Annotated in this window: 10 protein-coding genes; 9 read left to right on the top strand and 1 reads right to left on the bottom strand. The window is 45.2% G+C overall.

Annotated elements, in window-relative coordinates:
• Positions 1 to 43 precede the first annotated feature (43 nt).
• The 6 genes from narJ to IE103_RS05245 all read left to right on the top strand — a co-directional run bounded on the left by narJ (position 44) and on the right by IE103_RS05245 (position 8,965).
• Positions 44 to 730 carry a nitrate reductase molybdenum cofactor assembly chaperone gene (gene narJ / locus IE103_RS05270; RefSeq protein WP_189344901.1) on the top strand — a complete coding sequence of 229 codons (687 nt, stop codon included), beginning with the start codon at positions 44 to 46 and terminating at the stop codon, positions 728 to 730.
• 205 nt (positions 731 to 935) lie between these two features.
• Positions 936 to 1,619, top strand: coding sequence for a respiratory nitrate reductase subunit gamma (gene narI / locus IE103_RS05265; RefSeq protein ID WP_189344900.1), 684 nt, complete (start codon positions 936 to 938; stop codon positions 1,617 to 1,619).
• A 90-nt stretch (positions 1,620 to 1,709) separates the two neighbouring features.
• Positions 1,710 to 2,453 (top strand): peptidylprolyl isomerase, encoded by a 744-nt coding sequence (locus IE103_RS05260; protein ID WP_189344899.1) that lies wholly within the window; start codon positions 1,710 to 1,712, stop codon positions 2,451 to 2,453.
• A gap of 179 nt (positions 2,454 to 2,632) precedes the next feature.
• Positions 2,633 to 3,085, top strand: coding sequence for a hemerythrin domain-containing protein (locus IE103_RS05255; protein WP_189344898.1), 453 nt, complete (start codon positions 2,633 to 2,635; stop codon positions 3,083 to 3,085).
• A gap of 195 nt (positions 3,086 to 3,280) precedes the next feature.
• On the top strand, positions 3,281 to 4,609 hold the full coding sequence (locus IE103_RS05250; protein WP_189344897.1) for a hypothetical protein: 1,329 nt from the start codon (positions 3,281 to 3,283) through the stop codon (positions 4,607 to 4,609).
• A gap of 273 nt (positions 4,610 to 4,882) precedes the next feature.
• Entirely contained in the window at positions 4,883 to 8,965 is a 4,083-nt protein-coding gene (locus tag IE103_RS05245) for a two-component regulator propeller domain-containing protein (RefSeq protein ID WP_189344896.1), read from the top strand.
• A gap of 93 nt (positions 8,966 to 9,058) precedes the next feature.
• Here IE103_RS05245 and IE103_RS05240 read toward each other — a convergent pair whose 3' ends face one another.
• Positions 9,059 to 11,140, bottom strand: a complete 2,082-nt coding sequence (locus IE103_RS05240) for a sensor histidine kinase (RefSeq protein ID WP_189344895.1) — start codon at positions 11,138 to 11,140, stop codon at positions 9,059 to 9,061.
• 343 nt (positions 11,141 to 11,483) lie between these two features.
• Here IE103_RS05240 and moaA point away from each other — a divergent pair, with 343 nt between their 5' ends.
• The 3 genes from moaA to IE103_RS05225 all read left to right on the top strand — a co-directional run bounded on the left by moaA (position 11,484) and on the right by IE103_RS05225 (position 15,281).
• A complete protein-coding gene (gene moaA, locus IE103_RS05235) occupies positions 11,484 to 12,500 on the top strand; it encodes a GTP 3',8-cyclase MoaA (RefSeq protein WP_189344894.1) in 1,017 nt (338 codons plus the stop codon).
• Positions 12,501 to 12,530: 30 nt separating this feature from the next.
• Positions 12,531 to 13,262, top strand: coding sequence for a carbonic anhydrase (locus tag IE103_RS05230; protein WP_308426969.1), 732 nt, complete (start codon positions 12,531 to 12,533; stop codon positions 13,260 to 13,262).
• Between the two features lie 93 nt (positions 13,263 to 13,355).
• The gene (locus IE103_RS05225; protein ID WP_189344893.1) at positions 13,356 to 15,281 is read left to right on the top strand and encodes a type IV pili methyl-accepting chemotaxis transducer N-terminal domain-containing protein; all 1,926 of its coding nucleotides are present in this window, start codon (positions 13,356 to 13,358) and stop codon (positions 15,279 to 15,281) included.
• Positions 15,282 to 15,310: the final 29 nt, after the last annotated feature.

The following is a 15,310-nucleotide window of genomic DNA, read 5'->3' as shown; positions in this document are numbered from 1 at the left end:
TCAAGATAACGCCAACAAAATCACAAAGAATAAAGGAAATCGTATGCAAATTTATCGCATTTTATCCGCACTACTGAGTTACCCGCAGCCCGATCTGATCGCTGCTTTGCCAGAGATTCGCGCTGAATTAGCATCAGATCAAGAGGCTGCTGATGCTCTCCAGCCTTTGCTAAATTATTTGCAACAGAGTGATTTGATCAGTGTGCAAGAAAATTACGTGGGAACCTTCGATCGTACCCCTTCAGTGGCTCTGCACTTGTTCGAGCATATTCACGGTGAGAGTCGTGATCGTGGTCAAGCGATGGTCGATTTAATCTCTGAATATCGTCATTATGGTTTTGAGCCAGAAGCGAGCGAGTTGCCGGATTACGTGCCACTGTTCTTGGAATTTTTAAGCTTGGTCGATGCAGAAACCGCTGAGAAATTACTTGGTGACGCGATCCATGTATTGGCTGCTATCGGTATTCGTTTGCAACGCAAAGACAGTCCGTACGCCAACGCGTTCTTATTGTTGACAGCATTTACCGATGTGGTTCCGCAAGAACAAGGTGAGCCACCAGTGCGCGATATGGACGACGCAATGGAAACATTTGGTCCAGGTGTCGATGGTGTTGAGCCTTTGTTGAAACCGGGATTGTCGTGCTCATCTAGTGGCGCATCAGGTGGCGCGCAGGCAGTGAATTTTTATCCACGTCAACCCAAGGTTGCAGGTTCTGAATTGCCAAGCTAGCACTGATTAGTTTGTATGTGTTACTCCTTCCCCTTCAAGGGGAAGGTCGGGATGGGGATGGGTTTTAGTGGGATATACCCACATTAATACATCAACCGAAACCCATCCCCACCCTAACCCTCCCCTTGGAAGGGGAGGGGATTAAGTAAGTTAATTTCATTCACGCGTGAATTTTAGAATGCAGAATCAATAAAGAGGAAACATCATGGACTACTTACATCAATTTTTATACGGGATTTATCCCTACATCGCTTTAGCGATTTTCTTGTTCGGTAGCTTGGCACGTTTCGAGCGTGAGCAATATACGTGGAAGAGTGATTCTTCTCAACTGCTGCATGCCGGTAATCTGCGTGTGGGTAATATCTTGTTCCACATCGGCGTACTTGGCCTGTTCTTCGGTCACATGGTCGGTTTGCTGACACCTGTAATTGTCTGGGATACCTTGGGTGTGTCACATGGCTTCAAACAAATGATCGCGATTGTGATGGGTGGCGTGTTTGGGACTTTGTGTATGGTTGGCTTGTTGATTTTGATGCACCGCCGTTTTACCGATGCACGTATCTCTGCCGTGACCAAAACCGGTGACAAAGTCTTGTTACTGTGGATTTTCATCACCTTGGGCTTGGGCTTGTCTACCATCTTCGAATCTTTGCATCATCGCGATGGACACATGATGGTCTTGTTGATGACTTGGGCGCAGCACATCGTTACCTTCAAAGGTGATGCGGCTAGTTATATCGTCACTGCACCGTTCTTGTTTAAGGCGCACTTGTTTATGGGCTTGACTTTGTTTGTGATTTTCCCGTTCACTCGTTTAGTGCATGTATGGAGTGGTTTTGCTTCTGTCGGTTATTTGAGCCGTGCATGGCAACTCGTTCGCCCACGATAAATCTTAGAACCGCAGAGGCGCAGAGTACGCGGAGAAATTCATGAAATTTTTTAGCCCTCTGCGGCGAATAAAACTAAATTGGAGGCAATCATGCCCGTCATAGTTAATGGTTACGAACTCAGCGATGCTGAGATGGAAAAAGAGCTGCCTGAGCATCAAGGTACGGCAGATCCGATGAAGAGTGCGATGACGGCTTTGGTGTTGCGTCGTGTCTTGTTGGATAAGGCAAATGAACTCGGTTTGTCAGGTGAAGATGAAGACAAAATCGAAGCTTTGTTAGTACGTGAAGTCGTCGTACCTAAGCCAAGTTCAGAAGAATGTCTGCGTCACTATCAAGCGCATCCACAGCGTTTTACTGTGGGTGAATTGGTTGAAGCAAATCACATTTTATTCCAAGTGACACCTGCGCTCGATCTCGATAATTTGCGACGTCATGCCGAAGTAGTCTTGCAAGATTTGTTGGACAATCCAGCCAATTTTGCCGCGATGGCAAAAGCGAATTCAAACTGTCCATCAAGCGAAGTCGGTGGCAATCTCGGCCAATTAACGCGTGGTGACACCGTTCCTGAATTTGAAAAAGTGATTTTCTCTGCAGAAGAACATAAGATCGTGCCACGTTTGGTAGAAACGCGATTTGGTCTGCACATCGTGCAACTGGGTCGTAAATTGGCAGGTAAATTACTGCCATTTGAGCAAGTTGAAAGCAAGATCGCCGATGCGATGCAAAGAGCGAGCCACGATCATGCGATGCGTCAGTATTTACAATTAATGGTTGGACAAGCCAAGATCAGTGGTATCGAATTGGCAGGGGCGAACACGCCTTTGGTGCAGTAGTTTTTTCGCCGCAGAGGCGCAGAGTACGCAGAGGTATTTTTATCGAGATCGAGCCTTCTTTAAATCATGCTTAAGTTTGTTAAGTTTTATAAGATTTAAGTGTTGACGAGGTAAATAGAAATTCTCGGCGTCCTCTGCGCCTCTGCGGCAAAGATTTTCAATTTAGGTAGGAGCAAATCATGTCGCAAGCAATGATGAGTTTGGTGAAGCAACACCAAGAATGTGATGATCAATTAAATCGGGTTGAAGCCGCTTTGCATAAAGCAGATCTGTCTTCAGCTGGTAGAAATTTTCGCTTGTTTGATGAACAGTTAGAACACCATTTCCGTCTGGAAGAAGAACGTTTATTCCCTGCGTTTGAAAAAGCCACAGGCATGACCAACGGCCCTACCGTGGTGATGCGTGGCGAACATGCAGAGATCCGTCAATTGCGCGATCAAGCTATGGATGAAGTTGAACAAGGACAAATTGAATCGGCCTTGGCAACCATCGATACACTGAATGTTTTGATTCAACAGCATAATGTGAAAGAAGAAAATATTCTCTACCCTATGTGCGGTGGTAGTGTGCCGAATTTGATGTCGGTACTTGGTATGGGCGGTTGTGGTGGCGCGTGTTCTTGCGCAGCTTAATTACCATCTCGATTTAGCAAGCTTCTTTGCTCAGCGCAAGCTAGCAAAGCTTGCTTAGGCGGAGCAATTTGAAAAACGGATGCCTTAAACTCAGGCTGAAGTTCACATAAATAGTGCGTTATATTGTGCGTTAAATAGTACGTTGCGCTAAACTGCTCGACAGCAAGCAGATGTTCCAATCGCAGAGGCGAAGCGATGTCAGCTCCAAAAATTCTCAACTATGAACTAGCACCTTCGCCAGCAACGATTTTTGGATGTCTGTTGCCCGCGCCATGGTTAGGTGTGGCGGCAGGCTTGTTACTCGCCTTTGGTCCCGAAGCAGGATTACCTAACCGTTTTTCACCTTTAGTGTTAGCCGTCACCCATGTCTTGGTGTTGGGAATGCTCGCACCGATTATGGTTGGTGCTTTATTTCAATTGTTTCCAGTGGTGGCAGGGCAGGTGGTACGACCCGCAAAATGGATTGCACCGTTTGTTGCGCTTGGCTCGACTGCGATTGCTGCTGGTTTAAGTCTAGGATTTTTAGCAGGTGATCGCCAAGGTTTTGCAGTGGCCGCTTGGCTCGCCGTATTTTTATATGGTGCCATCGTGCTGGCATTAGCGCCAGCGGCTTGGCGGATTGTGTTGCCATCGCATCCCGATGCTAGCCTCAAGACTTTACGTGGAATTGTCCTACCCTTGAGCATGGTGATTGGACTCGGGGTGGTGTTGGCGGGTGCATTTGCGGCATGGTGGCAAGTCGATATCGCTTATTTTTTACGCTTGCATGTTGCTTGGGGGTTGGTTGGCTGGATTGCCTGTCTGGTACTTGGTGTTGCGTCAACTGTGGTACCCATGTTTTGGCAAACTAATCGTCCTAGTTTGACTTGGCATCGACGCTTACCTTGGGATATTTGGTTGGGTTTGCTGTTGTTGTTTGTGCCGCTCTCTGAGCGCTTGTTGGATGGTTTTTTATCGGCACTGGCTTTGTTTGTGATGGCTTTGGCGTTGGTGTCGATGCGCGCTTTACTTGGTGCAAAGCGTCGTTTTGATCCAGCATGGGTATTGTGGCTGGTTTGCGCCATGAGTTGGGCTAGTGCAGCGGGTCTGCTTTTGATACTCCTTCATCTGACATCTTATTTATCAAGTGAATGGCTGAGTTTTTTACCTTGGTGGATAGGCGTATTGTGCTTGGTTGGTGGTGCAGTGATGCCAGTCAATGCGATGCTAGGGAAAATTATTCCGTTTTTGATTTTCTTACATTTGCGTCGTCAAACTCCTATGGGACAACGGGTTCCAAGTATGCAAGTGGTTTTGCCACCGACGCGTTTACGTTGGCAGGCGTATAGCGCTGTGTTGGCTTTGCTTTGCCTCTTGTGCTTGCCGATTTCACCGCTACCATGGAAATATGTAGCTGGCATTACCTTCGCGTTCTCCCAAGCGATGTTGGCAGTGATGTTATTGATGAGTTTAGCGCGTTACCGTCGTGAGTTGCGACGTGTTTTATTTCCACCAAAAGTGCCGACATCAGCTGAAATCAGTTGAATAAAGTGTGTCGCCCTCGTTAGTACTATATTTCTGTATCACCCCTCAGGGCATAACTTTATAGGTGCTCCCCAAGCAATAAAATAAATTCTTGCAGAAGTTTTATCAAGAGACCCTAGACGACTCAGAAGTATTTTTCTTATGTACTTTTTGTCTGTTATAGTTGCTATCAAAGGGCATAGCGATTCAGCTTGGCGATTCGCTAACTGTGCTCTCATCATTCAGGTTCGTCATTCAGATCCGTGAGTCAGGTTCTCAATAAGGGGTTTACACTTGCAACTTCTTTTTGTCCCATCTTTGCGTCCGCTACTCGCAAATTGCTTGCTTGGCTTTGTATTATTGTTAGCCGAAATGACTTTTTGTAGTCTTGCTAATGCAGGCTCCTTGCATCGTTTGCGCTTTGATCATTTTAGTATCGATCAAGGCTTGCCGAGTACTGGCATCATGACCGTGTATCAAACCCGCAATGGATTTGTGTGGATGGGAACCGCGAATGGTTTGGTTCGTTACGACGGCCGACATATCCGTTTATTTTCACATGCACCTGCAAACGAGAACAGCATTAGTCACGATCGTATTTTCAGTTTATTTGAAGATGATCAACAGCGCTTGTGGATAGGAACGCGACGCGGTTTAAATGTTTTGGATTTGCGTAAAGAGTCGATACAGCGGATCGCGATGCCTACCGATATGGATTTGAAACAGCAAGTGGTGTATGGCATCACGCAAGCAGATCGCGGTGGTTTGTGGATAGCGACTGCGGCTGGATTAATGTTGTTTGATCCAACTAGTCAGCAATTTACTCGCTGGCGAGCTGAAGGTGCGGTATCTGGCGAGTTTGTTGGTGAAGTGCGCGCATTGATTAGCGATAATCAAACCAATAATACAAATAATACAGGTAATAAGGTAGGCGCGATTTGGATAGGACAGGGCCAAACCATTGCGCGTATCGATCATCAAGGAAAGTTGACGCATCGTGTCAACATCAGCGCAGCGCACGCAAAAGCTAAGGCGTTGGCACAATCATCTGCACAAGTACGTAGTCTAGCATTCGATCGTCATGGGCAACTTTGGGTTGGATTGACCGATGGCTTGCAGATATGGACTTTGCAGCAAAATCAGCTCAAATCGCTGACTTTACCGTCCAATTTAAAGCTGCCGAATGCAACTATCACTGCGATATTGCAAGATCATGAACATGCTATGTGGTTGGGTATGGGAGATGATCAAGGATTATTACGTTGGCGCGATGATCAACAGATGCTGGAAAAATTCCGTAATCGTCCATCCGTCAATAGTAGTTTAAGTGGCGATTCGATTACCTCGTTGATGCAAGACGCGAGCGGTGGCTTATGGGTTGGTACCAGTGACTATGGTGCAAATTTAGTGGATTTGAAGGGACGCAGTTTTACCAGTTATCTGAATATTCCGGGCGATGAACGCAGCCTATCTCATCGTTTAGTCACAGCTGTTTTACCAGACGGAAACGAGCATGCTTGGCTCGGTACTTTGGGCGGTGGTTTAAATCGTTTGCATCTCGCTAGTGGAGAAACACAGCGCTTCACGCAACAACAAATGGGGGTGGAATATATACGAGCCATGATGTTGGATAGCAAGAAGCAATTATGGGTAGGCGGCGAGCGCTTGCAGATTTTTAATCCAATAACACAATCTAGTCGTGATCTCGAATTAGATAAAAGTTTTCCTATCGGTGCGCGCTTTACCTCATTGGTACAAGACCAGCACGGTGACGTATGGGCCGGTACTAGTGTTGGTCTTTATCGAATCAAGCAGGACGGCAGTTTTCGAATCTATAAAGCGGAACTGAATCGCCCAGATTGGATAAACGATGATGCAATTGATAGTCTTTTGATTGATCAACAACATCGTTTGTGGGTAGGCAGTAAAGGCGGCTTGTTTATTTTCGATTCACAAGCGGAAAAATTTTTAGCGATCGGTAAGCCGTCTGCGTGGTTACCAACTCCACACAAATTAGGTGTGACCGCCTTACGACAAGACAAGTATGGTCGTATCTGGGCGGCGACGATTCTAGGTGGCTTATTAGAAGTGAAACCAGTGGCAGGGGCGGTTGGCGCTAACGCTTGGGAACTCGTCTCTTGGGCGGATATCCCGCAAATCCCTAAAGATGTGATCGAGGCCATGCAAGATGCTGAAAACGGCGAAATTTGGATGAGTAGTGAACGCGGTTTAATGCGCGTGCGTCCAGAAACGAGAGAGGGGCATAACTTTCCATCTTTTGGACGCTTTGATGGCGCTTTCAATTTTGCTGCTGCCACGAGAATGCCAGATGGCAGTATGCTGTTTGGTGGGGTCGGTTTGACTTATTTTCATCCACAAAATATTTGGGAAAATAGAGTGGCACCACGCGTGGTTTTGAGTGATATTTTGCTGTTTAATAAGTCGCTGACGATGGCCGACAATCAAACAGATAGTGCGGCAAACACCAAGCAAAATACGAGTAAAGTTGGTGATGCCGAAACCGCTGCAAAGAACGGCCTAGCAGATTTAAAAAGTTTAGGCATAGACGGCCCTTTAAGCGCGAGCAAACAAATCAAGCTAGATCACACGCAAACCATGGTCAGCTTTGAATTGGCCGCCTTACATTTCTATAATCGTACGCAAAATCGTTATGCGTGGAAGTTGGAAGGCTATGACCAAGATTGGATTTATGGACAAGGCGATCGTAGCGTCGCCACCTACACCAATCTGGATGCCCGTACTTACCGATTAATGGCAAAAGCCGCCAATCCTGATGGTGTATGGGGGGAAAGCACCGAAATTTTAACTGTCGTTGTGACCCCACCGTTTTGGCGAACTTGGTGGTGGTATGGCATGTGGATGGTGATCGGCTTGAGTGCGTTACGCTTTGCCTATCATGTACGTTTAAAAGCCATTCGTGAGAATCAACTGTATCTGGAGCAGCAGGTAAAGGCGCAAACGCAAGAGGTATTAGCGCAAAAAAAATTAGCCGAAGCACAAAGAGAAATCGCTGAACGTGCGCGTAATGATATCGGGCGATTAAGTGAAATCGGTTTGCAAATTACTTCCTCGCTTGATAAACGAGAGATTCTTAATACGCTGTATCAAAATATTCGCAGCATGGTGCGTGCTAGTACATTTGGCGTTGGTATTGTCGATTGGGATAGACGGGTAATTAGCTTTGAATACACGGTGCAAGGAGATCAGTTGATTTTGCCGTACGAGCGTAGTTTAGACGCAGAGGAGCAACCAGCCGCGCGTTGTGTATTGAGCGGACAGGAGTTGATCGTCAACGAAATTGCGCACGATAGTCGTGAGATTGATTCCATCATCGCGAAACGTAGCGGAGAAGCCTATGTGCGTTTGGAAGATGGTACTCCGACTGAAGACTCGCGTTCTGGCGTATACGTGCCGATTATTTTAGGTGGTCGCGTGATGGGTGTGGTGGGGGCATTAAGTAAAGAGGCGAATGCATTTAGCTTAAATGATTTAAACATCTTGCGTACCTTAGCTTCTTACACCGGCGTTGCGTATGACAATGCTGAAGCCTATCGTCGTTTAAAAATCACGCAATCGAAGTTGGTCGAGCAAGAAAAACTTGCCGCGCTAGGATCATTGGTGGCGGGTGTCGCACACGAACTAAATACACCAATCGGCAATAGCTTATTGATGGCGAGTACGATGCAGGAAATGACTGAGGAGTTCTTGCAAAAAGTAAAGGAAAATCAATTACGGCGTTCTGATTTAGAGAACTACACGCTGAGTGCCATTAGTTCCTCGGATTTAATGGTACGTAGTCTAACGAGTGCTGCCAATTTAGTGAGTAGCTTTAAGCAAATTGCGGTTGATCAGACTTCAGACCAACGTCGTAGTTTTGATTTAAACCATTTCTGTCAGGAAGTCGCCTTAACCTTGTTTAATCGCAGCAAGCGAGAAGGCCATGAGATTCGCGTAGAAATTGCAGCAGACTTGGTTCTCGATAGTTATCCAGGTTCTTTAGGACAGGTTCTAAATAATTTGATTATCAATGCTATGGTGCACGGATTTAATGAGCGCAAAAATGGGCTCATCTTGATTCGTGGTCGCGCTTTAGATGCGGCGCGGGTGGAATTGATTGTCGAAGATAACGGTGTCGGCATTGCGCAAGAAAATAGAGAACGAATTTTTGAGCCCTTCTTTACCACGCGACTTGGTACCGGCGGTAGTGGTTTAGGACTACATATTTGCTACAACATTATTCATTCTATTTTGGGCGGAAGTATTCAAGTTCAAAGTGAGCTTGAACAAGGTAGTCGCTTCATTATGGTGTTGCCACTTATTGCGCCTGATCGTGTTAATCAGATAGATCAAAATTGATCCTAACTATTTTTTGAATGGGCTTTAAATTCAGTTTGAATTGGTCGCGCTATTCAATCAACTTTTATCACAGCTAACATTAGCGGCTATGACTTAGTCTTTACTGTCTTTCTGTTTGGCTAAAGGTAATTCAACAACAAAGCTGCAGCCATTGCCAAACTCACTCTCGCAGCTGACGGTACCGCCCATCGCTTCAGTGAGTTTCTTGACGATAGACAGTCCCAAGCCAGTTGAATGTTCACCTGCAGTTGGCACGCTCGATAGCTTGCTAAAGCGTTCGAACAAACGTTGCTGGTCTTCTGCTGTTAATCCTTGTCCTTGATCTTGAATACAAATTTGCGCGAACTCTTCATGTCGCGATAATTGAATGGTGATCAGTTTGCCGATAGGTGAATACTTGATCGCGTTCGAAATCAAATTATCTAACACTTGAAAGCACGCATTTTGGTCGACTAACACCATCAGGCTAGGTGGATTGCTTGCATATTCTGTGTCGGAAAAATTTAGTTGATACTGTAATTCTTTTGCGCGCAAATTATGTTCGTATTGAATTAAGACTTGATGGCAAAGTTCGACAATATTGATCGTATTTTTTTCGAGTTTGGCATTGCCCGATTCCATCGCATTTACGTCGAGCAAATTGGTGATGATATGCATCATGCGATTGCCACTGCGACTAATTCTTTCTAGATAACTATAGCGCTGTTCGGGTGTGATGCTTGGTTCGAGTTTGCGCATTAAATCGCTGAGCCCAATGATGCCGGTTAGCGGATTTTTTAAATCATGGGCGGCAATTCCCAAGAATTCATTTTTTTGCTTATCGAGTTTTTCCAAGCGTTCAATTAATTCTGCCATCTCTTTGGTGCGTTGCTGGATTTTGCTTTCTAATTCTTGTTCGGCTTTTTGCGAGATAGAAAGCAGTTGCGCTTGTGCGAGTGCATTTTCATTCTTAATGATATTGATACGATCTGCTTGCGCTAAGGCGAGTAGGATGATTTCAATGGCAGCGCCAATTTGGAAACCATATTCACTTAACCAAGAACTTTCAATTACACCGAGATTGCGTAAGATGACTAATAAGCCGCCAGCGATCCATGCGGTTGTCGCAGCCACCACAATATAGCCAGGGCGGTAGCCACGCCAGCCTATCAGCATGCCGATAGGAATCACTACAATCATCTGAATAAAAGCGAGAATTTGCGCAGTGGCGGCAACGTAGCTGTTATATCCCGCTAGTACGGCAATCATGATCAGTACCGCAAATATTTGTAATATCCGAAATCCTTTGGCGATATTCGGCATGATTTTGGGCAGCTGTAAGAAGCTGTTAATGAATAGCGAATAAAACAGTAAAAGGCTGGGTACCGCGAGGCTTTGAATTAGCTCAATTAACCAGACATTATCGGGTTCAAAATACAGCGCCAGATGACCATTGTTGTTGAAGCCAACTAACAATGTGAGTACGGACAAGAGCAAATAAAAAACATTAGCATTGTCCCGATACCCGAACATCAAAATGAGATTGTAGGCAATCATCGCCAACATGATGCCGTAGAACACGCCCAACAAGCTCGATTGAAAATTACTGGCCTCGGCAAAAGCTTGAGGGGTGTATAAGTGCGCACTGAAATACAAAGCGCTGCTAGTTTGTATGCGTATATAAATGCTGTGTTTTTCAGTATCTGCTATTGCGAGGCGATACACTGCTAGACGATGACGTGTTTCACCATCGACGAAGCGGGTATGGTCACCAGACCGATGTGTACTAATGATGTTTTGATTCTGTACATGATATGCACGCACATCATCGAGCATATTCGGAGTTACTTCCATCCACCACTCTGTTGATGTCGCTGGGTCTTGGCGTTGCAAATCTAATTTTAACCAAAAGACTGAACGTGTATATGAGGCGCTTAGATTACCACTCAATAATCTAAATCCGTTTGCAGCTTTTGGAGTGCGCTCAGCCTTGCTTGAATCTGCTTGCTCTAGTCGTAAGATGTCGTTAATTGTGAGGGAGCCTGATTTATCTTCTAGAACCTGCCAATGCGATTTTAAGTTAATAGCATTAGTGCTATTTTGTAGAGGCAGTACTTTGGCTGTAGCGTGGCCGATTGAGCAATCAAAGAGTTGCCAACACAATACAATTAAAAGCAGTTTAATTACTTTATGCATAACCACAATATCGTATGAAAAATGTTCTGTCGCTATAGAGATATAAATGTGCACAACTTTGCTTATGCATTGTCATAGCGTCTATGAATCAGGCTAGCAATTTTTTGATAGTTGATCAATTGATTTTCTTGTTTATCGCACAATTTTGCAATTGCCGTTGTGCTTTCGTTATTCTTTGATGATGTAAGTGCGCAAACTTTCAAGCATGTCTATTCCAATTACTTTTGGTATTTGCAAACACTGACAAAATTTGATCTGGGACAAGATTTATCCCCCAAAAGAACTAGATGATCTAGCTTGGCGGCGAATTGTGCTGTGGCTTTAATCGGCACAAAATGACAGCATGAAAAATCTCTCTATATCCCCAGCATCGGCTTCTGGAGCGCAATTGATTGATCGCTTTGGTCGGCAATTAACTTATCTGCGTGTCTCGGTCACCGATAAATGTGATTTGCGCTGCAGTTATTGCATGCCTAAAGGGTTTAACGGCTTTGAGGAGCCGGAGAACTGGCTCACCTTCGCGGAGATTGAAAGAGTGGTTGCTGCTTTTGGTCGCTTGGGCGTGGCGCGCGTGCGCTTGACTGGTGGCGAGCCATTATTGAGACGCAATTTGCCACAGTTAGTCGAACGTTTGGCTAGCCATGAGGAGATTCGAGACATTTCTTTATCGACAAATGCGACGCAATTGCATAAGCATGCACAGGCTTTGTATCAGGCTGGTGTGAGCCGCATCAATGTTAGTCTAGATAGTCTAGATAAAGCTTGTATGGAAAATATCACGGGGCGCGATAGCTTCGCCAGCATCATGGCGGGATTGCAAGCTGGTAAGCAGGCAGGATTTAAGCCTATTAAGCTCAACATGGTAGTGATGGGCGGTGTTAATGAGCATGAAATTCCCCGTATGGCGGAATTTTGCTTTAACGAAGGTTTCATTTTGCGCCTAATTGAGGCGATGCCGATGGGTAGTACTGGACAAAATAGTCAATACCGCGACATTGGTCCAATTCGAGACCAATTGGTGCGTCAGTTTGATTTGATTCCAGCGGCTGAAGAATTGGGTGGCGGTCCGGCACGCTATTGGACACGTCGAGATGGGCAAGGAACGATCGGTTTTATTTCGCCGATTAGCCAACATTTTTGTGCCAGTTGCAATCGCGTACGTTTGGCGGTCGATGGCACGCTGTATATGTGCTTGGGGCAAGACGAACAATTTGCTTTGCGTCCTTTATTGCGTGCGGGGATCAGTGATACAGAGCTTGAACAGGCGATACGAGAAGCGATAGAACTCAAACCAGAGCGCCACGAGTTCACGACACAAAGACATAAAATTATCCGGTTTATGTCACAAACCGGTGGATAGTCTACTGAGTAAAATAGAGTGAGGTTGAAGATGGAAGTGCGTAATATTCACCAATTTATTGAAGGGTTTCAACGCTTTCAGTCCAAATATTTTGCTGGTGAAAAGCCGCTTTATAATAAGTTGAATAATGGTCAGAATCCGACTACCTTGTTAATTGGCTGTTGTGATTCGCGGGTTGATCCTGCTTTACTACTTGATTGTGATCCTGGCGATATTTTTGTGATTCGCAATGTGGCGAATTTAGTGCCACCATGTAATGAATCTGGCAATCAACAAGGGGTTAGTGCAGCGATACAGTTTGCGGTAGAAGCTTTAAATGTGAAGCGTATTATCGTCATGGGGCACGAAAAATGTGGTGGCATACGGGCATTGATGCAGGGTTATCAACCGAGTCGTAAGATTGATTTTATTGGTCGTTGGATGCGTATTGTTGAACCGGTTAAACAGCAAGTGTTAAGCCAATTAAGTCACTGTAGCAAAGAAGTACAAAATCACGCCTGCGAGCTTGGGGCGATTATCATGTCACTCAATAATTTGCGTAGCTTCCCGTGGGTTGCAGAACGTGAACAAAGTGGCGAAATTGCACTACATGGTTGGTATTTCGATATGACAAACGGCGCATTGCTGGCATACTCTGACCGTACCGATAGCTTTCTGCCTATGGTGTGCCCACTTGGTGTGCCGCACGCGAGCAGTGTTGATGCTGTTGAATCACATGAAACGACAGAAGAAGTTAGCAAAAATCCAGAGTTGGTTGATTGAGTAGTTGATCAATAGTCAGTCAATAGTCGGTCAATAGTCGATCAATAGCAGATCAATCAAAGTGAAAAACACAGCGAGTTAGAGAAGAGCCATATGGATTCCACCAACCAATTACCGATAGGCAAGCGCCTGACTTTTCGTATTTTAATGACGACGGTAGTTGGTTTGGCTTTGACTTTAGCTGCGATTGGTTACACCTTATTATTGTCTTGGCAGTTAGAAGGTGGTGGCGCAGCGATTAATGAGGCGGGTAGTTTGCGTATGCGTTCTTATCGCTTGGCGATGGTTTTGGAACATCCGCAGAAGGGTAATAGCGTTATACAAGAGTTGCAAGAATTTAATCGCACCTTATCCGATCTCGAACATGGTGATGCCAAGCGCCCTTTGTTCTTGCCACAAACGACACCGATACGCGAGCAAATGAAAAAGGTGCAGCAAGATTGGCATCAACATATTCAAGTCAACGCGCAGAAAGTCGTGGCGCAAACCGATCCACAATTAAAGCAAATTGCGCTAGAAGTTTATGCTGCACAATTACCCGGATTCGTTAAAAATATTAATCAACTGGTCTCGCTAGTTGAAGTCGAATTAGAAGAAAAAACCACGTGGCTAAGGCTGTGTCAGACCGCCTTGATTTTTATGTCACTCGCCGCCAGTATTGCCTTACTTTATCTTTTGTACTTGTGGATTGTTGGTCCAGTTACGCGCATGCAAGCGGGTATCGCGCGTATGAGTAAAGACGATTTAAGCGTGCGACTTCCGATAGAAACTGAAGATGAATTCGGCGTCTTAGCCCAAGCCTTTAATCAAATGGCCGATCATGTGCAAACTGTGCATAGAACTTTGGAAGATCGTGTTTCAGAAAAAACCGCAAAGCTACAAGCGCAGAATCACGAAATTAGTACGATGTATGAGATCGCGGCATTTCTCTCTGGCCCTCATGCGATTGAAGAATTATGCCGTGGATTCTTGCATAGAATTATGCAGAGAATGAATGCCGATGGTGGTACGGTTCGTATTCTCGATAATGATAAAGGTAATGTTCATATCACGGTACATGAAGGTATTTCGGAAAAAATGATTGAGGAAGAGCATTGCATTAAAAAAGATGATTGCTTGTGTGGTGCTGCTACTTCGAAAGGCGTTATTTTAGTGCGCGATTTTCGTTTATTGGATCAACAAAAACGTTATCGTTGCCAAGAAGAAGGCTATGTCTCCTTAGCCGTGTTTCAAATTCAGGCGCGTGATCAAGTGATCGGTAGTTTCTCTTTGCACTTTTCTCAAGAGCGTGTAGTGAAAGGCGAGGAACGTCGCTTGCTAGAAATTTTGGGTAAAAACTTAGGTTCATCGATTGAGAATCAGCGCTTAATCGCCAGAGAAAAAGAATTCGCGGTGTCGCAAGAGCGCAATTTGTTGGCGCAAGGTTTGCACGACAGTATTGCACAAGGGCTTAATTTCTTGAACTTGCAAGTGCAGATGTTGGAAGACTCATTGAAGCGCAATGATATCGAAGAAATTCACGATATCACGCCGCTGCTACGTGCAGGAATCCAAGAAAGTTACGAGGATGTGCGAGAACTTTTGTTAAATTTCCGTACCCGTTTGCAAGACAGTAATTTAGAATCTGAAATGCGTAACGTGGTGTCTAAATTTCAGCGTCAAACTGGCGTACACGCGACGATAGAAATTAGTGGTGATGGCGCACAATTAGCGCCTGAGCAGCAATTACAAGTGCTGTTTATCTTGCAGGAAGCCTTATCAAATGTGCGTAAACATGCGCAAGCGAGCGAGGTTAAAGTCAAGGTTGCAAACGATCGTGATTTTGTGATGACGGTTCATGATGATGGCGCTGGTTTTGATATGAGTAAGGTCGCGCAAAAAGGTGATAGTCACGTTGGCTTACGCATTATGCACGAACGAGCCGAGCGTCTTGCTGCACAGTTTTCGATTGAGAGTTCAGTTGACCAAGGCACTACAATTGCTTTGCACTTGAAACGTGCAGAACGCTTAGTTGCTTAATTCTTGTGGCTTAATTCTGGTGGCTTAAA

The organism is Affinundibacterium macrobrachii, from assembly GCF_014652415.1.
In the GTDB taxonomy this organism is placed as follows: Bacteria; Pseudomonadota; Gammaproteobacteria; order Burkholderiales; family Burkholderiaceae_D; genus Undibacterium; species Undibacterium macrobrachii.
This window is presented reverse-complemented; position numbering and strand designations above follow the sequence as displayed.

What these genes read in the sequence shown, in the direction of transcription:
- IE103_RS05250 (WP_189344897.1), top strand. Translation starts at nt 3,281, where the DNA reads ATGTCAGCTCCAAAAATTCTCAACTATGAACTAGCACCTTCGCCAGCA.
- IE103_RS05255 (WP_189344898.1), top strand. Translation starts at nt 2,633, where the DNA reads ATGTCGCAAGCAATGATGAGTTTGGTGAAGCAACACCAAGAATGTGAT.
- narJ (WP_189344901.1), top strand. Translation starts at nt 44, where the DNA reads ATGCAAATTTATCGCATTTTATCCGCACTACTGAGTTACCCGCAGCCC.
- moaA (WP_189344894.1), top strand. Translation starts at nt 11,484, where the DNA reads ATGAAAAATCTCTCTATATCCCCAGCATCGGCTTCTGGAGCGCAATTG.
- IE103_RS05230 (WP_308426969.1), top strand. Translation starts at nt 12,531, where the DNA reads ATGGAAGTGCGTAATATTCACCAATTTATTGAAGGGTTTCAACGCTTT.
- narI (WP_189344900.1), top strand. Translation starts at nt 936, where the DNA reads ATGGACTACTTACATCAATTTTTATACGGGATTTATCCCTACATCGCT.
- IE103_RS05240 (WP_189344895.1), bottom strand. Translation starts at nt 11,140, where the DNA reads ATGCATAAAGTAATTAAACTGCTTTTAATTGTATTGTGTTGGCAACTC.
- IE103_RS05260 (WP_189344899.1), top strand. Translation starts at nt 1,710, where the DNA reads ATGCCCGTCATAGTTAATGGTTACGAACTCAGCGATGCTGAGATGGAA.
- IE103_RS05225 (WP_189344893.1), top strand. Translation starts at nt 13,356, where the DNA reads ATGGATTCCACCAACCAATTACCGATAGGCAAGCGCCTGACTTTTCGT.